Here is a 19,977-nt window from a genome sequence, read left to right on the forward strand (position 1 = left end):
CTGCATAGGGTTTATCGGGCTTTTTTCGTTTATCGCCCTTAAATAAAAGCGTATGCAATACCCTGCTTTGGCGAGCCGCCTCGCCGCCCCCACAACTCGACTTGCCCACCAATCACCGCCATTGAATGACGATCATAGGCGACGACACCCAGCTTGCCGCTCGCCAGCTCACTGCTTGAAGAGTTCCTATAGAGCCCCTTCAGCCCAAGGCGATCCAGCGCCTCGTGGGGCATTTCGCCATTGTTCAGGCTCTGCATCGCATGGGCAAAACTTCTTTGCGCCTCACCTGGCCTGTCGTCCAGACCATTTCCTTCAATCTGTGCACGCTTGGCACTCGCTGCGAACATGAAATTGGCATCCGTCAGCATCGCCGGATCATCGCCTTTAAATCGTGCATATTTGGCCGCATCCTCGAGGTCCTTCTTAGACAGGTCAAGCTCAAAGCCGTCACGCATTTTCACGTGATAGCCGTCCCCCGTCTCTTTCACTTCCTTGAAAACGTCCGTGGGTTTCTGACCGTAACGCATCATCGCCCCCTTTATCGCGGAAACGGTGACGCAGTTACCATCAGGGCCCTGGCTGAAGCCACTCCAGATATTGTCCGGCTTCTTTCCAGGATTGCTGTTGTCGGGCTTGTAGTTGAAATGCCTTGAACCTTCGGTCAGCGGCTTGTTGTTCATGGGCTCGCTGGGGCCAAAATCATTTCTATTGGCCCCACCACCACCACCACCACCACCACCACCACCACCACCACCTGGCGATGGTGGTGGTGGTGCCGGGGATGGCGCAGGAGAGGGCGGCGTGTCGTCCGAGTCCGGAAACAATATCTTCAGCAATTGTTTGAGGAACTCAAGCCATTGCCCGGAAGCCTCTTCAATCAGCTTGCTGAGGATTTCCTTGAATTTCTCGTCACCGATCTCCCCTCGCACTTCGTTGAGCTTGTCTCGCAGATCCTGCGCGAGCTGGCTCTTGGAGGTTTTCTCGGCATCATCCAACGCCGTGAGCAGTTTTTTGAGCGTTTCCTCGTTAGAAACACCCTTGTTTTTTCCATCGCCCAGCGGATCCGACGTCGCAACACCCCGACCTGAAAAAACCGCGCCCCCGATGACACCACCTGAAACCGCCACACTCGCCATAGCCTGCTCTCCACCCGTTGACCTCAGCCTTCTTGGCTTCGTAGGTGGAAAAACAGGCGTAGGGCGTTCCGCCAAAACCATGTCATCCAGTGACTGCCCTGGACAATCGACAGGCAAAAAAAAGCCCCTCGACCGAGGGGCTTTTCCAGTGATGCGGCTTAAGGCGACAACATCAGGTCATCTGAATGATGGTCTGCATGATGGTGCTTTGGGTGGAGATGGTCTTGGCGTTCGCCTGATAGTTGCTCTGGGCCTTGATCAGGTCCACCAGCTCGTTGGTCAGGTTGACGTTGGAGTTCTCCAGGGAGTTGGCCACGATCGAACCCAGGGTCCCGACTTGCGGGGTATCAAAACCCGGCTGGCCCGACGCGAAGGTTTCTTTCCAGGTGGTGCCGCCCGCTGGCTGCAGGCCCTGCTCGTTGTTGAAGCTGGCCAGGGAGAGCTGGCCGATGGCCTTGCTCTGCTGGTTGCTGAAAGTGGCGAACAACACACCGCTGCCGTCGATTTTCAGCCCGGTGATTTGACCGGTGGCGTAACCGTCGGTGGTGGGCGGGTTGCGGTAGGTAGCCGAGTTGAACTGGGTGATGTTCGCCATGTTGACGGCCACGCCGTCTGTGTTGGCGGCCGCGCCGTTAGACGTCCAGACACCATTGACCAGGGCGCCCGGCTTCCAGTCGGAAATGGTCAGGGTGGTGTTCGAAGCAGTGGCTGGCGGGGTGATGATGCCCGAGAGCTTGCCGGCGGTGTCAAACGACAGCGTCGAGGCAACAGGTGCCTTGACGTCAGTACCGGTGCCACTGATCGGCGAGCCGTCAGGATTGCGCCCATCGATCAGGGTGTAGGACTTCCAGGTGTTGGAGTCCGTCTTCACCAGGTACTGCACCATCGGATGCGCGTTGCCCTGAGTATCGTAGAGCGTGGTGGAGTATTGAGTGGTGAAGGTCTCCGACTTGGTCGGATCAAACGGGGTCTTGGTCTGGTCGATCACCGGCGAGGACGAGTTCAGGTTACTGGTGGAGTCCACCTTGCTCGAAGCCTTCGGCGGCAGGTACGACAGGTTGAGCTGAAGGTCGGTCAAGGCGCCCTTCTGGATGTTGCCATCGGCGTCCGCCGCGTAGCCTTGCAAGCGCGAGGTGCCGGTGTTGTTGGTGATGTAGCCGTCTTTGTCGGCACGGAAGGCACCGTTACGGGTGTACTCCAGCGAACCGTCGCTGCCCTTCTGCACGAAGAAGCCGCCGCCCTGGATCGCCATGTCCAGCGTGCCGCCGCTGTTGTTGACGTCACCCTGGGTGAACTGCTGGGACACTGCCGCCAGGTTTACGCCGTTGCCGATGCTGTTCTGGCCGGTGCCCAGCTTGGACGCCGCGTAGATATCCGAGAATTCGGCACGGGACGATTTGAAGCCGGTGGTCGCGACGTTGGCGATGTTGTTGCCGGTCACGTCCAGTTGTTTGTTGGCCGCATAGAGGCCGCTAAGGCCGATGTTAAAAGACATTGTTCTCTCCTTTTGCCGTATTTAGCCGGCTCTATGTACCGATAGTCTGAATTTGCGACAGCTTGATACTGCCCATGCCGCCCGCCAGGTTGAGCAGCATTTCGCCGCCGGTCTGGCTCAGGGTCACGCTGGTCACCGTTGCCGGCAGCGAGGTGAGCAGGGCAACCGAGTCGCCCTTGTCATTCTTGGTGGTGGCATTGAAGGTGTAGGTGCCGGGAGCCGCCGTCTCGCCCGCATCGTTCTTGCCGTCCCAGACAAAGCTGGAATTGCCGGCGCTCTGGGCGCCCATGTCGATGGTGCGAACGACGTTGCCGTCCTTGTCGGTGATCTTGACCGAGACGTTGCCCGTTGCCGCCGTCACCGCCACGGAACCGGTCATGCTTTTGCTGGTGTCGACCATGGCCTTGTCGGTCTGGGTGATCACCGAGCGGCCCACCAGCGACGACGCCTGCAGCGCCTGGGAAGAGCTGAAGTTGCTGGAGATCGCATTCACCGAGTCGTTCAGGGTGTTGATGCCTTCCAGGCTGCTGAACTGAGCCAGTTGTGCCACGAACGCGCCGTTGTCCTGAGGCGACAGCGGGTTCTGGTTTTTCAGCTGGGTGACCAGCAGTTGCAGGAACGCGTCCTTGCCCAACGACTGGTTGCCCGTCGCCGACTTGGCTGCGTCGCCGACGCTGCTGTTATCTGTCGCCGTCTTGACCTTGGAATTGAAAAGGTCCTGGACCGCGGTGTTCGTCGAGCTGGTATCAACAATGGCCATTATTTGGCGCCCCTTATCACTGACCCAGGGTCAGGACCTTCTGCATCATGGTTTTGGCGGTGTTCATCATTTCCGCGTTGGTCTGGAACGAGCGGCTGGCGGAAATCATGTCTGCCATTTCCTCGACCACGTTGACGTTGGGGTAGTACACGTACCCTTTGGCATCAGCGGCGGGATGATTCGGCTCGTAGCGGGCATCCAGGTTGCTCTGGTCTTCGACCACACCGAGCACCTGCACGCCCTGGCCCGCGGCATCCTGGTTCTGGAACAGCGAATCGCCGCTACCGCTCTGGCCGCCTTGGCCGCCCTGGAACATGGTGGCGAACACCGGGTGGCGGGCACGGTAGGTCTGGTCAATGCTCGAGGACACGGTCTCGGCGTTGGCGATGTTACTGGCGACGGTGTTGAGGCGCGTGGTCTGGGCGCTCATGCCACTACCGGCAATATTGAAAACACTGGCGAGGGACATGGCTTATTCTCCACGCAGGGCTGACATCAGCCCTTTGAATTTGCTGTTGAGCAGGGTGAAGCTGGCCTGGAAGTTCACCGAGTTCTCGGCGTAGGCCGATTGCTCCAGTTGCGCGTCCACGGTGTTCTGGTCGATCGACGGTTGCATCGGCGTGCGATACAGCAGCGACTCGTCACCATTGCCCAGGCCTTGCGCTTCGATATGACGGCTGTTGGTCATGTTCAGGGCGAAGGTGCCGTTCTTGGTCTTGTCTTGCTGTGCGGCGAGCACGGCAGAGAAGTCCAGGTCCCGAGCCTTGTAGTTCGGGGTGTCGGCGTTGGCGATGTTGTTGGCCAGGACTTCGGCACGCTGGGCGCGGAAGCCCAGGGCTTGTTCGTGGATACCGAGCGCTTTATCGAAGCTGATGCTCATGGCGGAAACCTTTAGGGGCTGACCTGCTTTTCGTAACTAGGATTTAGCAAGGGCCATGCCAAGTTGCTTGGGCGCCGTAAATCAAGGGGTTGCGGGGCAATTGCCGGCGGCAATGCCAGAAAAGCGGCAAAGGGTTTCCGCGAAACGCCAGTAAAGCGGCAATGCGGGCTTGCCGCTTTGCGGCCATAAAAAAAGGGAGGCCTGTGCAGGCCTCCCTTTTTTGCTCAAGCATTCATCACTTGGCCTGGTAAATGATCCCAGGGCTGCACTGCACCATTTGGTAATGATCCGGCAAACCGTTCAACGCCTCGGAAGCACCCAGGAACAGATAACCACCGCGCTTGAGGGTGCCGTGGATGCGCAACAGAATGTCCTTCTTCACCTCGGCCGAGAAGTAGATCAGCACGTTGCGGCAAAACACCATGTCGAATTTGCCCAGGCTGGCATAACTGTCCAGCAGGTTGAACGAGCGAAACTCCACCCGGCTCTTGATCGGCGCCTTGACCGCCCAGCGCCCCGCGCCCTTAGGATCGAAGAAACGCTGCAAGCGCTCCGGAGACAACCCCCGCCCCAATGCCAGGCTGTCGTACTCACCGGTCTTGCAGTTGGTGAGCATGGTGCCGGACAAATCCGTGGCCACAATTTGCGCCCCGGCCTTCAACTGGCCCATGTTGGTCCGCTCGAACTCATCGATGGACATCGAAATCGAATACGGTTCCTGCCCCGACGAACAGGCCGCCGACCAGATGCGCAGGCGCTGTCCCGGTGCGGCCTTGATCGCCTCAGGCAGCACCTTGTTCTTGAGCACTTCAAACGGATAGGTATCGCGAAACCACAAGGTTTCGTTGGTGGTCATGGCATCGACCACCATCTCCTTGAGCCCGCTGCGCGGCTGACCCTGGATCCGTTGCACCAACTCCCCGAGGGACTTGATGCCTTGCTGCTCCATCAGTTTGTTGAGACGGCTGGATACCAGGTACTGCTTGTTTTCACCGAGCAATATGCCACAGGCTTTTTCCAGGAAGACCCGGAACTGTTCGAAATCCAAATTACCCGTAGACAATGATACCGCCTCTTAAATCGTGTGACCGCCAGGGAAAAGGCCCCTAGCCGTGATCTGCTGCCTTGATCCGGTCGACTACCCGGGATGCCAGGTCATCAGGGCGGAATTTGGCCAGGAAGTCATCGGCACCGACCTTCTTGACCATCGCCTGATTGAATACACCCGACAACGAAGTATGCAGGATGATATGTAGTTTTTGCATGCGTGGGTCGTTGCGTATCTCGGCCGTGAGGGTGTAGCCGTCCATTTCCGGCATCTCGATGTCGGAAATCATCATCAGGAATTCTTCTTCCGGCTTCTTGCCCTCATCCACCAGCTTGCGCAGGTAATCCAGGGCCTGTCGACCGTCATTGAGCGCCACCACTTCAACGCCAACCGTCTGCAGGCAACGGGACACCTGTTTGCGCGCCACCGAGGAGTCGTCCACCGTCAGCACCCGCAGCGAGATCGCCTTGTGCGCAGTTTCGGCGTCTACCACGCCCACCGATATTGCCTCCGAGGTCGGAGCCACTTCGGCGAGGATTTTCTCCACGTCGATGATTTCCACCAACTGGTTGTCGACCCGCGTCACTGCCGTGAGGTAGTGATCGCGGCCGGTGCCCTTGGGCGGCGGATGGATCTCTTCCCAGTTCATGTTGACGATGCGTTCCACCGAGCGCACCAGGAAACCCTGGGTCTTGGTGTTGTACTCGGTGATGATCACGAACGGACTCTCGCGATCCTGCAAACCCGACGAGCCGGTGGCCATGGCCAGGTCAAGAATCGGGATGGTCGCGCCACGGATATTGGCCACACCGCAAACCACCGGGCTGGACTTGGGCATGATTGTCAGCTTGGGGCACTGCAGTACTTCCCGAACCTTAAAGACGTTAATCCCGTAAAGCTGCTTGCCGTCCAGACGAAACAGCAGCAACTCCAGGCGATTCTGCCCCACCAGCTGTGTGCGCTGGTTCACTGAATCCATTACACCGGCCATGCACAGACTCCTACGCTAAAACTTAGGGGTACGACGCGTACCCAACACTAAACGGCACGAGCTTTGCTTTTTTATTGGCCATGGACATCAAAACGACAGTTTCCCGACGCCTCCGATCCCCACAGTACCGCAGATTGCTCTGCGTCTCGATGGCGTTGCTTGCCTTGGCTACGGGCCAGCCGGCCCGCGCCGATAACGTCACCTTGCCTGATCTACTTATCGGCGTCACTCAAGGCTTTCTTGAGTTCACTGTAGAAGATTATCTGGCGACGACGCAGACACCGGGCCGCTATGAAATCCAGGTCAACCAGTTGGATCCGCGCCTGCGCATGCCCATGTGTGACAGAGAATTGACAGCTTCGCTGGAAAGTCCTGCCCAGCCCATCGGGCGCGTGACCGTGAAGGTGCGCTGTGAAGGCGCCTCGCCCTGGACGGTGTTTGTGCCGGCCCAGGTCAAATTGTTCCGCGATGTCGTGGTGGTGACACGCCCGCTGAAACGCACCGGAATCATTGGTGATGAGGACATTGCGATGCGCGAGCGGGACATCAGCCTGATCAATCAGGGCTATCTCACGTCCCTGGATCAGGCGCTCGGGCAGAAACTTACCCGACCAATGGTCACCGACCAGGTGATTACCCTGGTCCATCTTGAACAGGCCGAAGTGGTGCGCAAAGGTGACCAGGTGGTGATCTCCGCCAGCAGCGGCGGCCTGAATGTAAAAATGCCCGGGGAAGCCCTCTCCAATGGCGGCATGAGTGAACAGATTCGCGTGAAGAACCTCAACTCCAACCGCGTGATCAAGGCCCGGGTGACGGCGCCGGGGCAAGTTGAGGTGGCTTTATAGATCACTGGCATCGGACGCCGGCTTTTCCTACACTGTGTGCAACGCGGCATCGCGTATAGGTTTATTGTCAATCGAGCCTAAAGTTTGTCCGGGTATGGCCGAAAACATGGCAAGCGTCCAAATACCCAGAGGTTTTTTTAACATGGTCATCGATTTCAGTCGTTTGAATAACGCCCTGCCAACGCCCGGTTCTTCGCGCACCAACGGTGCCAAAGACAGCGTTGAAGCCAAGTCCCAGCCTCTGCCTGCCAAGACAGAACAGGCCGGCGCGAGCCAAAGCGGGGAATCGGTACACCTGAGCAATGAGGCTCAACAGTTGCAGAAGGTCACTGACTCGCTGAGCGATCAGCCAGTTGTCAATAAAGCCCGCGTGGCTGAATTGAAGCAGGCGATTGCGGATGGCAGCTATAAGGTCGACAGCAACCGTGTAGCCAGCAAGCTGCTTAACTTCGAAGCCGAGCGCTAGGCAAAGGCCTGCGCCAGGCTTTTGGACGCTTAAAACCCAAGGCCAGCCATGCACGACGAAAACTTGCTACAACTGATCATTGAAGACCTGCCTCCCGCACAGCAGTTGCTGGAGCTACTTCGGGAAGAGTCCCTGGCCCTGTTCGGGCGGGACATGCGCATGCTGGAAGAAATTCTGGCGCGCAAGCAATCGCTGATCGTCCTGCTGGAACAGCACGGCAAGAAGCGCAGCCAGATTCTCGTCAGCCTGGGCCTTTCGGCCGACCACAAAGGCCTGGAGCAACTCGCCAGCCACTCTACGGTGGGCGACCAGTTGCTGGCCCAAAGCAAAGAACTCAACCAATTGCTGACCCTGTGCCAGGAAACCAACCTCCTCAACGGCCAGGCGATCCAGCTGCAACAAGCCACCACCGCCAACCAGTTGCGTATCCTCCACGGCGGCGAGCCTCCGGCCCTCTACAACGCTCAAGGCTCCACCTCACGCCTGGCCAAGCCAAGCACCCGCAGCCAAGCCTGAAACCAGCTCACGCGCGCCCTATCCAAGGCGCGTCACATGCTGGCAAAATGAAAGCACTTGCGTGTAGTCGTATTTTGTCTGGAGATGGAAGAACCGTGTTCAACGCCCCTAACGCGGAAGATGCTCCGCAGCCACCCAAGGTACTTACCACGCCGCTGGAAATCGCGGGCACCTTGCGGATGCTACAAGAGAGCCATGATCCGCTGATCATCACCTTCCACGAACGCAACCAGCGCTTTCAAAGCTACCTGGTGGAAATCGACCGCGACAGCAAGACGCTAGCCCTGGACGAAATGATCCCGCGGGACGGCGAACGCTACCTTGAGAATGGCGAAGCTTTCCGTATCGAAGGTTTCCACGATGGCGTGCGAGTGGCCTGGGAAAGCAACGGCACCCTGACCATCGACGAAGCTGGCGGCCACCGCATCTACCGCGGCAGCATGCCCGACGAAGTGATCTACCATCAGCGTCGCAATGCCTTCCGCGCCGCCCTGAAGCTGGCGCAACTGGTCAGCGTCGAACTGGGTGGCGAGAAACTCAAGGCCCCCATCAGTGGCAAGTTGCTGGACATTTCCGCCACCGGCTGCAAATTGCGTTTCGAAGGGGACATCTCCGAGCGCCTGCAACTGGGCCAGGTCTACGACCGGTTTATCGCCGCCCTGCCCTTTGGCAGCATGACCACCTCGGTGGAACTGCGTTACCTGCACTTCGAAGAAAGGATCAACACCACCTTCGCCGGCGTACGCTTTCATAACATGAGCGGGCTGGTGCAGCGTCAGGTCGAGCGGTTTGTGTATCAACTGCAGCGTGAAGCTCGCCGCTTCGACAAGGACGATGATTTTTAAACACTAAAGATCGCGATAGAAAAACGGGCAGTTCCTCAAGGGAACTGCCCGTTTTTGCTTTCAGGGGCGCGCCCTGCTCAAGTCGTGAGGGTGATCATCCGGGTCCGGATGCTCCGGGGGCTCGGTGACGGGTGATGGCTCCTCCACCTCGGGATCGACTTCAGGCTCAGGGTCCGGAACCGCGGTCTGCATCTGCTCCTGCACCACCTGCTCGTCCACTCGCGGGTCGAGACACGCCACCAGCGGCGAACTGGACATGCTGTCAGGCATCGCCACGTGATGCAGCGGTGCATCGTCCACCTGATGCAGGTTGGTGACGGCCTTGGGCCGGATGCGCCACACCAGGATCAACGCACACAGGCTGAAAAACGCATACAGCATGTGGCTGCCGAACAGCTTCATCACCACACCGGCCAACAGCGGGCCGACACTGGCGCCGATACCGTAGGTCACCAGCAACATTGCCGTAAGCGACACCCGCCGATCACCCTCGACGTGGTCGTTGGAAAACGCCACGGCCAGCGGGTAAAGGCAGAACTGCACCAGAGAACAGAGAAAGCCTGCGACAAACAGCACTTCCAACGGCACCTGGGTCATGATCGCCAACGGCAACGCAGCCACCGCCAGGCACAAGGCAAAGCAGCGAATCAACAGCGCGCGGTCATACCGATCGGACAACCAGCCCAACGGCCACTGCACCAGCAGCCCGGCGAAAATACAGCTACCCATGAACAGACCGACCTGCTCCGTAGTCAGCCCCTGCTGGGACGCGTAAAGCGGCGCCAAACCATAGAAGGAACCCACAATCAGCCCGGCCCCCAACACCGTACTGAGGGACTGCGGCACCCGCTTGATAAAGAAGCGCGGCTCCATCGGCGCCGGATGCAGAGGTGCCGGGTGAATACGGCGAGTCATGGCCACCGGCACCAGGCACAGCGCAAAACACAGCGCGACCAGCATCAGCAACTCAAGGCCCAACTCAGGGTGCATCACAAGGATCAGTTGGCCCAGCACCAGGCCCAGGTACGACGCAATCATATAGCCGCTGAACACCGCACCGCGTTGCTTGGCTTCAGCCTGCTCGTTAAGCCAACTTTCGATGACCATGTACTGGCACATCATGCCCAGGCCGACAATCATCCGCAGCACAATCCAGGCTGGCAGCCAGTTGATCAGCCCGTGGCCCAACACCGCCGCGCCGACGATCCCTGCACAGGTGGCGTAGGCACGGATATGCCCGACGCGGCCAATCAGGCGGTGACCGATCTTGCCCCCCAATACCAGGCCAAAATAGTTGGCAGCCATCAACGCACCCACCCACAGGCTGTCGACGTGATCTGCCGCCAAGCGCAAGGCCAGGTAAGTACTGAGCAGGCCAGAGCCGATCAGCATCATCAGGGAAGCAAAATAAAGGGCTCGAAAAGGTTTCCAGATCTGGCGCATCGGCGTTCCGAGCGGCTCCTTGCAGTGGGTGTCAGGACTACCGGAATGATAGTCCCGGGTCGTCGGGTCCGGACAGCCAAAACACGCGGTTGCCGGGGAATATTTTGCTCATGCCAATTGGCTACGTGTCAGACGCTCGACAGTGACCTGCGAGGTACACGATGCAGACGAATACCTGCTCCGCCCCACCCATGCCTCCCGTGTGAACCTCAAACGCGGGCAAGGTTCGGTTGGTGTTTGAAAAGACTGCCGCACTCAAACGCCCGGCCACAAAAAAGCCCCGCCAGATAAATCTGATCGGGGCTTGCTGACGTTCCGGCCGCGGGGGCAGGAACGATTATGTGGTGTCCCAGGGCCGGTTCGAACGGCCAACCTTCCCCTTAGGAGGGTCAATTTAGACCCAATAGGTACAGCCACAAGCCCAGTATTACTGGGCCTTTTAGTCCCATTGAGTCCGTGAACATCGAGCGGTATAGTGCGTTTTGCTGCCACCCCGCTGTCACGGACGAACCCTTGAAATCCAAAATCACTCAGAAGCTAATTGGCAGCCTAGCCGCCGAGGCGAAAGCATACCGCGTGCATGACACCGTGCAACCCGGCTTCTTCATTCGCGTGCTGCCCAGCGGTCACAAGTCCTACATGGTCACTTGGGGCCGAAACAAAAACGCCACCCTCGGGCGTGTCGGCGTGCTTACTCTAGACCAAGCCCGAACCGAGGCCGCCCAGTACTTAGCCGATGCGCACGCCCACGGCGAGCCCCTGGCCATCGCCCAGGGCCGCAAGGGGTCAGCCCTGCCCTCGCTGCGCGATTTCATCGACGACACCTATATGCCGTGGTTCAAAGCTCATCACAAAGGCCACGAGAAGACACAACACACCCTAAGCAATAACTTTGATCCAATCATGTCCCAGCGCCTGGACGCGATCACCGGGCGAGACCTGGAGCAGATCCGCACCGGATGGATGCAAGCCGGCAACAAGGCATCGACGGTGAATCGAAAAATGGGCTCGATCAGTGGTGTTTTCAGTCGCGCCGTTGAATGGGAGTACATCGACACACACCCGCTGGCCAAGCTGAAACAGCTCAAAGTCGATTCAAAGGGGGTGATTCGCTACCTGGCTGCTGACGAGACCAAGCGCCTGCGCGACGCCCTGGACGCTCGACAGGATGAAATGAGAGCTGAGCGCGAGAGTGCAAACACCTGGCGAACGGACCGCCATAGAGAGCCGATGCCAAGCCTGCTGGAACTGCCCTTTACCGATCACCTGAAGCCAATGGTGTTGATATCGTTGAATACCGGCATGAGGCGCGGAGAGCTGTTCGACCTGAAATGGTCAGCGGTGAACTTCGATACAAAGACAATCACAGTCGCCGGGGCCACCGCCAAGACAAGCGATACGCGCCACATCCCGATGAACAAGGAGACCATCGGTGTGCTGGAAGCCTGGAAAAAGCAGGTGAGCGAGTCGCCGTATGTCTTCCCTGGCCAAGGCGGCGGTCGTTTTGAGGACGTGAAAAGCGCCTGGCTCAAATTGCTTGAGCGGGCGCAGATCGTCGGGTTCCGCTGGCACGATATGCGTCACGACTTCGCTTCACGCCTGGTAATGGCTGGCGTACCGCTCAACACGGTGCGGGATCTGCTGGGGCACGCCGATATCAAAATGACGCTGCGCTACGCGCACTTGGCGCCAGGCACCAAGGCGGCGGCGGTGGAGCTCATTTAGACTCTAGAACGGAATATCAACGATGATGTCATCGGGCGTCATCGCAACTATTGTTGGAGATGACTTATGTTTTTCAACATGATCCAAAGTCTCTTTCCAGGCCCCCCTGACACGGGATAAGACCAATCGGTTGAAGTCATTTCCAAAAGAACCGTCCGGGTAGGTGTGCCAGAAATAATCGGAGGCCTTAATTGTTTCCCAAATCCTGAGCTCGTCATAAGTGAGAGCCTCAGGTAGGTGGTGAGCGAGCATTACCAGCCTTGCAGACTCGTCGGTAGACCAGACCTTATCGAGAACAGAGGACAGAGTATTGCCGTCGAAATCCAAACTCTGCTGAGCAATAGCGTTCGATATTGCCCACTCAATCACTGCAGTAAGCGAGCGCTTCTGTAGGCGCCCCATGATATCCAGCGCGAACTTAATTTTAGGGTCAATCCTAATGCCCACGGCTACCGTGGTGCTCGATTCGCCAGTCCGCTTACTTGTCTTAGTGGCCATACATTTCCATCTACTCTGATGAGGTCAGCCTGACTGACCTGATTGCCACAGCTTGCGCGACGCGCAAACCCCTGTCAATCCATGCGAGTACGAGTCAATTTAGCTTTTGCTTGCAAATATAGTTTTGTGCGATGTAGGCTAGCGAAACACGACGCCTCTCTGGCTTCGTTTTTTGGGAGACCACCATGGAACAAGCACAGCAACAAATGGCGCCGCTATCGGTGAGCGTCGAAGAATCTGCCCGCATTCTAGGTATCTCGCGCTCGGCCACCTACGAGCTGATCGCTCAAGGTGAACTCAAAACTTTCAAAATCGGCCGCCGACGCCTGGCACTGGCATCCGAGCTGAAGGCTTTTATCGAGCGCGCAGCAAAGGTCGGCGCACGGTGAAGTGCGAAAAGAATAAGGATTGGGGGTTGCGCAGGGCTGCGCGGAAGATTGCCAAGGCGGTGTTCGAGCACCGCCTTAGCGAAAACACACTGGATAGCACCAACGTGAAGGGCAAACTATGACACGTCATTCTTCAACAGAGCAAGACTGCAAGATGATGGAGGCCCTGCGAAACGGGCCGGTATCGACCATCGAAGCCGCCAAGGACCTGGATATCGTCCAGCCCCCCAACACCATCCGCCGCCTCAGGAAAAAGGGTCATGAGATCCGCACCTATTGGACGCACGAGTCCACCGAGCCAGGCCGGCCACCTCACCGCGTGGCCAAGTACATCCTGATGCGCGAAGCGTCGTAATCCAGAGTTCGCAGAGGTCTCCGCAGTTTTGCGGCGACCTCTTGCGTCTTCCTGTGAGCTGCTTGTGGGCTTCGGCCCGCTGGTTATCCAGCAGAGTTACGCTGAGGTCGATTCAGTGGAATGCCTAGCCACAAAACTACTTCGCCGTGGCGACGCGGTGAGCATTGAGCGTGGGCAGCTCGCCATTCAACCGGCGAGCGGCAAGCCCGTGCCGGCTGAGTGGATGAATGCCAATGCGCGAGAGATCTGCCGATCGGTATTGGTTGCGGCCGGCATTGACGCCTACGAGTACGTGGGACACCGCACTGGTCACTACGGGAAGCGCAGAGCTGCGGGCCTGACTCTAATTTTCGCATCGGTGATCACAGGTGAACCCGCATACGCCATCTTCAACGTGGACCTGGCTCGAAAGCGGACCACGGCGGGCGGCAAGGCCGGTGATCCTCTTCCTGCTGGCGAGTTCCGCGTAGGTGAGCGGAGCCACTTCTACAAGTTCTGGGCGTCCATGGGTTTGCAGATGCCAGATCGGATGCAGCGGTTCCACAAATGCATGGGCAAACTATCCAGTTTCTTACTGACGGGCAGCGTAACCAATGAGCGCCTTGATGTGCAGTCAATCCGGCACGTGACCATCGCTGCTGATCAAGCTCGATCGGCGATTCTAGGGCACAAGGAGGGCACAACTAAGTCACAAGGAGGGCACAAGGAGGGCACAATCTCAGGGCACAAGGAAACTGCTACAGACCACGAGCTACAAGGGTTTCAGCCGAATTCAACTACGTGCGCTGAAAACCACGGAAACAAGGTAATAAGGGAGTACGGTAATAAGATAAGTATTTGCTCCCCCATACACACCCTTAAGCCACCCCAGGAGCAAAGTGTTGATGAGTGGTTGGAGGCATACAGCTCCACATGATCTACCTTGCCGAAAAGGCCCCCGCCGCCAGCAAATGAAAAAAGGGCACCACCCTGTTTCGGGGTAGTGCCCTTGATGCTGCGAAGGTTTCGTAGTTTGCCAGCCCTACTCCAGCACCACCGCGCGGTATTGCTGATCGCCGCCCAGGTCATCCGATCCGAACAAAGCCTGATTGACAGCTTTCCTACTCTCAAGCAGACGGTCATGCTCATCATGAGTGCCAATGTCCGCCGCAACCCACTCAGGGAGCTCCTTACGCCGCCGCAACTCGCTTAGGTGTGTCCACCACCGGGTAGCGTGACGGCGCTCTGCCAGGATTAGCTCCATCACCAAGGTTCGCTGGTTCTCGGTGAAGAAAGGCAAGTCTACGGAGCTAGAGCCGTACACCTCAGTGCCTACCGCCCCCTCCCCTTCAGATTCGGACTTATCTTGGCCTTTCAGGGCGTTACTGATATTTTGGTAAAGTTGCATGACGTCTACCTTCAAGTTTCGTCGTGTGATCGCCAGGCCGCTGTTAGCGCAGCGGCTTGGCACCTCTTCTGAGATGGCCCAAATCTGGACCATCGAACCGATCGGCTAAATTTTCAGCCGATTGCTGGGGTAAACAATCAGTTCACCTACTGCTTACCCTTCTCGCTTATCCAGCCTGCCGCCCAGCTCAAGGGGTCTTTCGACTCCATCGGCTCAAGTGGCTTTCCTGCCCTTGCCGCTCTGATCCCCTCCTTTGCTGTCTCTTCGTGAATCCAGACAGTTGTCCGTTTGTATCCTGCTGTTTTCTGCCGCTCCGCGAATTCTCGCTGCCGGTCCGCCCCGGTTCGCTTGCTTGGCGCGCTGCCCGAATCTTCCATATCACCCTCCTGTTAGTGCTGACACAAAAAGATAATGTCACGCTGTTAGTGCTGACGCAACAGAGAGTGAAAAATAATTGCAGGCCCATCGACTGCAGCCATGAGTCACTTGAAAGCAAATGGCCAGCCCCCATATCGAAATCACAGGGATGCCCCCTGCCTACGAGGATTTGGAAATCATGGCTACAGGAAAAGAATTTAAGGTCGGCGACATCGTCAAATTGAAGTCAGGCGGCCCTGACATGACAGTGGAAGGCTGGAGTGAGTACTACAAAAGCTACGATTGCCAATGGTTTGCAGGAAAAAAACTGGATACGGGACGCTTCAAACTCGAGTCTCTAGAGCTCGTAAAACCCGAGAAAAGCTAATGGATACTGACTCTGTTGCTCAGTGGATGCTAGCTGAGATCGAACGAGATTCGTGCATCTATCAAGACGACGTTGTGGACTTTCTTGTCAAATCAGGCCGGGAAGATTTGCTGGTTGAAAACTCCGACGGTAACCAGGTGATTGGCAAGGCCGTGCTGGCCGCCTTTCGTAAGTTAACGCCGGAAAATGTGGTTTGGGTAAAACCAGATCGGTATTGGCGTTTCCGGGTAGCTGAGGATGAACCAGGGCGAGACGCTAGAGGTTAATATCACGCGACAGGCCGCCGGCGATCGGTGGCCTGTTTCCACTTGCAGCGTGTCAAGCCAAACGATTAGAAAAAGGAATTCGAAATGACGAAGCTTTTCGATAAGCGATTCGCCGAGCTTGTAGCCCAGGTTGAGAGTATCGCCTCCGCTAAAACGACCTCCAGAAACGCACTGACTGGCCGTCAAGCCGACTACGTCGACCAGAATGACTTACTCAATTGGCAGATCAAAGCAAAGACCCTATTGCTCGGGGTGTGCGGGGAAAAATCTCACCATCTGGAAAGCTTGAAAAACGCTGTTAACGTAGCGGGCGGAAACACAAACTACGACATTCTCAAACGGCAACGAGCGATATTTCTGGCGGCGAAAGATGATTTTGAAGGCGGCTACCTCAATACGGTCCGCAATCTTGTTCAGGCAGAGCTGTTCACCATAGAACTAGAGCAATCGGAAGAGCTCCTCAAGTCGGGTTACGCAACAGCTGCGGCAGTTATTGCTGGAGTTGTGCTCGAAACCACTTTGCGCGATCTGTGTACTACCCATGAGCTAGAGCACGGTAGCCTCAACAAAATGAACGATGACCTGGCTAAGGCCGGCGCATATAACGCCAGTCAGAAAAAACGGATCACCGCTTTGGCTGCAATCCGCAACAGCGCCGCGCATGGTAAACCAGAGGAGTTCACGGCTGGGGATGTGAAAGGCATGATTGATGATGTGGAGCGTTTCCTTGCGATGACTCTCCAATGATACGAGTTAACATTTTAAGAAATGCCATTTGATTTTGACTTACGGAAAACATCAATGAAAAAGGAAGGCAATATCTTCATCTCTTATGCGTGGGGCGGCACACTAGAAAAAAAGGAGTGGATGAGAAACAATATAATTTCTCACTTATCTTGGCAGTACGAAGTATTCTGGGATAGAGATAGTATTCCCTACGGAAAAACTATTGACAGCACGATATCTAAAGCACTCAGCAAAAGACCAATAACAATATTTTGCATTTGCGACAATGAATATATAGTCTCATCACAAAAAGTTGACTCCGGCCTATACCGAGAGCTTTCTATGATGGATAACCTTGCAGATGATGACGAAGTAAATATAGTTCCAATCATAATCGACGCCGACTGCAAAAATAGCCTACCTAAACTACTCAGCAGCAGGACTTACTTAGATCTATCTGACCACCACCGAAGAGGCCTCACACTTGGCCCTGTCATACTTCAGGTGGCGAATGGTGCTACTCAAGCTGATATTACACTTTGTCTGGCGGAGCAAATCAGAGTTGCAAACATCCGCGACAGAGCAGAGTCATACTTTAGTGATTTACCTATGACACTAATCGGCAACGCCAGCACCCACGAAGTGCTTGACCCGTTAAGAAAAGCACTTACCCCGCCGCAGTGGATGTGGGATAGCAAAGAATGGGGGTATATGCTGGGCGACGAAAACGAAAACGAAACATACTGCCCTTCCAAAGGGATCTGGCATTGGGATCATTGGTCACCTTCTAAAGGGATGCGCGCGCTAGGAACGGCGGCTTTAGCCGCATTCTTCCCCCACCGAACAGACATTGATCATATTGAGGCAATTGAACAAGGTGGAGCAATAATAGCGAAGAACTTTTTTGCCATGACAAAAAAAACGGAATTCTTTATCTTTGACGCGAACGACATTATCGTTTCATTATTCGCAAACGAATATGGAATCAAAGTACTAGATACATTGCTTCCACCGAAAGGTTAGTTGCACTAAACCCCATCGACACTCTGAGCCAGCTAGCAAATTTGTCTCAAACTCTAGATAAGGGTCGGATCTCAACTCTGCCCCTCCGAGTTCAAATCCAGAAAGTGAGACTGGCCGAAACTAGGCCAACGTCGGAGGACTTAAACTTGAATGCACTAGATCTTTTGGCAAGATGCGAGCGGTACTGCGCGCATCTGGCTAACGCCCACAGCGATATTCCGCGCCCATAGTGAAATGTTAAAATACGTGTAGTTTTGGTCTCGCTGACTGGAATAGTTTGCAGGATCGGTAAATAAACACTCTCTTTCGAGCTCCCCTATTTCCAATCCCTTACTATTTTATCCCTAAAAATCGCAGTCGAAGACCCTTTATGTATATATTCAATCACCCCAATCAGCTCTTTTGAAAAGTCAATTTCCACTAACTCACTATGTGGTTTAGACCTTTGATAATCCACCTCATAGGAGACCAACTTCATCCTAAGGCCGTCGTTAATAAAATAAGCTTCCTCAAAAACCTCAGCATACATTAAAGCACCATATTTACCGTCTGCCTTCCCATCCAGTCGGTATGCGAGATCATATAGCGAGTAAGTTTCACCACGAAAAACATCTTCTATGAAAATATCGGTATTCAAACCAGTCGTAGTGAGTTTAACCCCTTCAGCAAAGTCCAAATTCTTTTTAAGCCATGCACCGTCGACCCTAGGCCTAAAGTCGGTAATCCTTGGGCAAGACTCCACATCTATATTGATATTCACCATTCGAATAAGAGAATTTCCGTCTTTATCAACCCAGTCATCATCTCTCTGCTCTCGAACAATCAACAGATCAATGCGATTGTTTTTAGCCTTTTGCTCGGCACCACTTTGATAGCCCGTACGAGTCGCGAAGACTGGCTTTAAATCTGGTATATCTCGAATTTTCCCAATTAGAGCATCTATTTTCTCTATTGATACTCTCGACGCATAATCCTTGCATTCAATTACGGTCTTATATAAAACCCCGGCGAGCTCATACTCCCAATACAGGTCAAACTCCCGCACAATACCAAAATTATCTTCTATTTTTTTATTGCGCTCGATCTTTATAGTCTTCTGATCAGAAAACCGCTCAGAATCCAGCATGGCTTGCTGAAGGCTCTGAACAAAAACCTCATAAGCTTTCCCATCGGACATCAACGAAACTCCTAGAATTAGTATGGGCGCTTGAATCCCACCCTTCCGGCGTAGAATTTTTAGCCATCGAAGACGGCAGTAATTTATAGCCCCATATGCCGTTTCATCATCTGCAAATCAACTCCGGCACACTCACAGCCTTGAGTTGTGACTACGGCGCATTTGGAGCTCTTGGTAAGGGTAGCCCACCCACAACTTCAGGTGACATCAAATTGATAGCCTTCGGCAATGAGGAGCAAATTGATAAATGTGCCGAATCTCTCTCACTGAGACGATTTGGTCTCACTGAGCATGGCGGAAAGGCCACAAAGTGTGGACAACAATAGACGGAGGGGTGGTCAACATCACCATACCTTTGCCGCAAGCCCAGGGACGGCGCCCTCTCCCTTTCCCTTCGAGACAGACCATATGAGCCGAATCGGACCGTACGGCCTAACTGCGGGACGATCCAAAAATGGCGACTCCGCAAAAAGTGTGGAGCCAGAAGTGTCGGATATCCCGACAGATCCTCGGTAACGCTCCTAACGTTAGTTCGCCGTTACCTAACGTTTCAGGGCGGGGCTTGGAGAGGCGGTGCCGCAGAGTGATGGTCATCATGACCACGCCCTCGAAACCTGACAGCAGGCCGGAGCAGGTGTTCGCCGGGAGGTGCCCCACTTGTAGAAGATGCGCTTAAAACTGCGCGCATCGGCACTCGGTGCCAGCTGTGGGAAAGCTGATAGTCTTTCGAATCGATTGGGCATATGGAGGCCTGAAATGAGTAAAATATTTGAAACGAACGGCAAAACTTACGAGATTGAGATCGAGGATGACACGCACAAAATTCATGTGAGAGAAGCTGGTGCACTTGTAGGCACGATCGAACTTGATGAGCGGGAGGACGACTATTCGGGCACAACTTACTTCCACATTTGCCATCTAGCGTTAGATGCTTGCAAGGGTCAGGGCATTGGACAAGCCTGTCTTGAGTACCACAAAGAAGTTTACGGAGCCCCGTTAACCGCAGCCAAGCCGAACAGTGGAACGTTGCCCGACGGAAGTCACCTCACCGGTGACGGCGTACCTTTCATAGCACGAATGCGTGCGAAGGGAATTGTCGCAGCTGCTGATAGTTGGCAGGATGAATAGGCAGTCCTGCGTTAGGGTTGAAGCAGGTAGTAGGGATCCTGGCTCACCTGTAGGCGGTGAGGTGGTGAAGCGCCGCCTCATGCAATTCTGTCCGTAGGCCAGAGTTGAGCCAGGCCAGCACAAGCCTCCCAAA

Annotated in this window: 24 protein-coding genes; 13 read left to right on the forward strand and 11 right to left on the reverse strand. The window is 55.5% G+C overall.

Features of this window, described 5'->3' with window-relative positions; all coding sequences use genetic code 11:
* Positions 1-38: 38 nt before the first annotated feature.
* The 7 genes from JFU58_RS02065 to JFU58_RS02095 form a co-directional block, all read right to left on the reverse strand.
* Positions 39-1,136: a hypothetical protein gene (locus JFU58_RS02065; protein ID WP_201139758.1), complete on the reverse strand. Its 1,098-nt coding sequence runs from the start codon at positions 1,134-1,136 to the stop codon at positions 39-41.
* A gap of 172 nt (positions 1,137-1,308) precedes the next feature.
* Positions 1,309-2,631: a flagellar hook protein FlgE gene (gene flgE / locus JFU58_RS02070; RefSeq protein WP_063027880.1), complete on the reverse strand. Its 1,323-nt coding sequence runs from the start codon at positions 2,629-2,631 to the stop codon at positions 1,309-1,311.
* Between the two features lie 31 nt (positions 2,632-2,662).
* Positions 2,663-3,391 (reverse strand): flagellar hook assembly protein FlgD, encoded by a 729-nt coding sequence (gene flgD / locus JFU58_RS02075; RefSeq protein WP_063027878.1) that lies wholly within the window; start codon positions 3,389-3,391, stop codon positions 2,663-2,665.
* A 16-nt stretch (positions 3,392-3,407) separates the two neighbouring features.
* Positions 3,408-3,860: a flagellar basal body rod protein FlgC gene (gene flgC / locus JFU58_RS02080; RefSeq protein ID WP_017475856.1), complete on the reverse strand. Its 453-nt coding sequence runs from the start codon at positions 3,858-3,860 to the stop codon at positions 3,408-3,410.
* 3 nt (positions 3,861-3,863) lie between these two features.
* Positions 3,864-4,271, reverse strand: a complete 408-nt coding sequence (gene flgB, locus JFU58_RS02085; RefSeq protein ID WP_003214246.1) for a flagellar basal body rod protein FlgB — start codon at positions 4,269-4,271, stop codon at positions 3,864-3,866.
* A 235-nt stretch (positions 4,272-4,506) separates the two neighbouring features.
* A complete protein-coding gene (gene cheR / locus JFU58_RS02090) occupies positions 4,507-5,334 on the reverse strand; it encodes a protein-glutamate O-methyltransferase CheR (protein WP_010165768.1) in 828 nt (275 codons plus the stop codon).
* Between the two features lie 43 nt (positions 5,335-5,377).
* Positions 5,378-6,310 (reverse strand): chemotaxis protein CheV, encoded by a 933-nt coding sequence (locus JFU58_RS02095; RefSeq protein WP_063027876.1) that lies wholly within the window; start codon positions 6,308-6,310, stop codon positions 5,378-5,380.
* Positions 6,311-6,390: 80 nt separating this feature from the next.
* On the opposite strand from JFU58_RS02095, the gene flgA reads away from it, so the two are divergent.
* The 4 genes from flgA (at position 6,391) to JFU58_RS02115 (ending at position 8,982) form a co-directional block, all read left to right on the forward strand.
* Positions 6,391-7,155: a flagellar basal body P-ring formation chaperone FlgA gene (flgA, locus tag JFU58_RS02100; RefSeq protein ID WP_063027874.1), complete on the forward strand. Its 765-nt coding sequence runs from the start codon at positions 6,391-6,393 to the stop codon at positions 7,153-7,155.
* A 142-nt stretch (positions 7,156-7,297) separates the two neighbouring features.
* Positions 7,298-7,621, forward strand: coding sequence for a flagellar biosynthesis anti-sigma factor FlgM (gene flgM, locus JFU58_RS02105; protein WP_003214254.1), 324 nt, complete (start codon positions 7,298-7,300; stop codon positions 7,619-7,621).
* Positions 7,622-7,669: 48 nt separating this feature from the next.
* A complete protein-coding gene (gene flgN, locus JFU58_RS02110; protein ID WP_063027872.1) occupies positions 7,670-8,137 on the forward strand; it encodes a flagellar protein FlgN in 468 nt (155 codons plus the stop codon).
* 95 nt (positions 8,138-8,232) lie between these two features.
* Positions 8,233-8,982, forward strand: a complete 750-nt coding sequence (locus JFU58_RS02115; protein WP_017475861.1) for a flagellar brake protein — start codon at positions 8,233-8,235, stop codon at positions 8,980-8,982.
* Positions 8,983-9,042: 60 nt separating this feature from the next.
* Here JFU58_RS02115 and JFU58_RS02120 read toward each other — a convergent pair whose 3' ends face one another.
* A complete protein-coding gene (locus JFU58_RS02120; RefSeq protein WP_177071172.1) occupies positions 9,043-10,425 on the reverse strand; it encodes an MFS transporter in 1,383 nt (460 codons plus the stop codon).
* A gap of 513 nt (positions 10,426-10,938) precedes the next feature.
* Between JFU58_RS02120 and JFU58_RS02125 the strand changes: the two genes are divergently transcribed.
* Positions 10,939-12,150 carry a site-specific integrase gene (locus JFU58_RS02125; RefSeq protein WP_201139759.1) on the forward strand — a complete coding sequence of 404 codons (1,212 nt, stop codon included), beginning with the start codon at positions 10,939-10,941 and terminating at the stop codon, positions 12,148-12,150.
* A 3-nt stretch (positions 12,151-12,153) separates the two neighbouring features.
* Here JFU58_RS02125 and JFU58_RS02130 read toward each other — a convergent pair whose 3' ends face one another.
* Entirely contained in the window at positions 12,154-12,648 is a 495-nt protein-coding gene (locus JFU58_RS02130; protein WP_201139760.1) for a hypothetical protein, read from the reverse strand.
* A gap of 185 nt (positions 12,649-12,833) precedes the next feature.
* On the opposite strand from JFU58_RS02130, the gene JFU58_RS02135 reads away from it, so the two are divergent.
* The 3 genes from JFU58_RS02135 to JFU58_RS02145 all read left to right on the forward strand — a co-directional run bounded on the left by JFU58_RS02135 (position 12,834) and on the right by JFU58_RS02145 (position 14,308).
* The gene (locus JFU58_RS02135) at positions 12,834-13,037 is read left to right on the forward strand and encodes a helix-turn-helix domain-containing protein (RefSeq protein WP_065950537.1); all 204 of its coding nucleotides are present in this window, start codon (positions 12,834-12,836) and stop codon (positions 13,035-13,037) included.
* A gap of 118 nt (positions 13,038-13,155) precedes the next feature.
* The gene (locus tag JFU58_RS02140; protein ID WP_242488183.1) at positions 13,156-13,392 is read left to right on the forward strand and encodes a helix-turn-helix domain-containing protein; all 237 of its coding nucleotides are present in this window, start codon (positions 13,156-13,158) and stop codon (positions 13,390-13,392) included.
* Positions 13,393-13,549: 157 nt separating this feature from the next.
* Positions 13,550-14,308, forward strand: coding sequence for a hypothetical protein (locus JFU58_RS02145; protein WP_342215200.1), 759 nt, complete (start codon positions 13,550-13,552; stop codon positions 14,306-14,308).
* Between the two features lie 105 nt (positions 14,309-14,413).
* Here JFU58_RS02145 and JFU58_RS32140 read toward each other — a convergent pair whose 3' ends face one another.
* Entirely contained in the window at positions 14,414-14,779 is a 366-nt protein-coding gene (locus tag JFU58_RS32140; protein WP_242488185.1) for a hypothetical protein, read from the reverse strand.
* 496 nt (positions 14,780-15,275) lie between these two features.
* Here JFU58_RS32140 and JFU58_RS02155 point away from each other — a divergent pair, with 496 nt between their 5' ends.
* From JFU58_RS02155 to JFU58_RS02170, 4 genes are all read left to right on the forward strand, one after another.
* On the forward strand, positions 15,276-15,524 hold the full coding sequence (locus tag JFU58_RS02155; RefSeq protein WP_242488187.1) for a YodC family protein: 249 nt from the start codon (positions 15,276-15,278) through the stop codon (positions 15,522-15,524).
* On the forward strand, positions 15,524-15,790 hold the full coding sequence (locus JFU58_RS02160; RefSeq protein WP_201139762.1) for a DUF6953 family protein: 267 nt from the start codon (positions 15,524-15,526) through the stop codon (positions 15,788-15,790). Before JFU58_RS02155 ends, JFU58_RS02160 begins: the two co-directional genes overlap by 1 nt.
* Before the next feature lie 84 nt (positions 15,791-15,874).
* The gene (locus JFU58_RS02165; RefSeq protein ID WP_201139763.1) at positions 15,875-16,537 is read left to right on the forward strand and encodes a DUF4145 domain-containing protein; all 663 of its coding nucleotides are present in this window, start codon (positions 15,875-15,877) and stop codon (positions 16,535-16,537) included.
* A gap of 54 nt (positions 16,538-16,591) precedes the next feature.
* Complete coding sequence (locus JFU58_RS02170; RefSeq protein WP_201139764.1) at positions 16,592-17,539, forward strand: toll/interleukin-1 receptor domain-containing protein; 948 nt, start codon at positions 16,592-16,594, stop codon at positions 17,537-17,539.
* A gap of 316 nt (positions 17,540-17,855) precedes the next feature.
* On the opposite strand, the gene JFU58_RS02175 is transcribed toward JFU58_RS02170, so the two are convergent.
* Entirely contained in the window at positions 17,856-18,716 is an 861-nt protein-coding gene (locus tag JFU58_RS02175) for a restriction endonuclease (protein ID WP_201139765.1), read from the reverse strand.
* 756 nt (positions 18,717-19,472) lie between these two features.
* On the opposite strand from JFU58_RS02175, the gene JFU58_RS02180 reads away from it, so the two are divergent.
* Positions 19,473-19,844, forward strand: coding sequence for a hypothetical protein (locus JFU58_RS02180; RefSeq protein ID WP_201139766.1), 372 nt, complete (start codon positions 19,473-19,475; stop codon positions 19,842-19,844).
* Positions 19,845-19,977 lie beyond the last annotated feature (133 nt).

The sequence above is a fragment of the Pseudomonas sp. TH34 genome, from assembly GCF_016650865.1.
GTDB lineage: Bacteria > Pseudomonadota > Gammaproteobacteria > Pseudomonadales > Pseudomonadaceae > Aquipseudomonas > Aquipseudomonas yamanorum.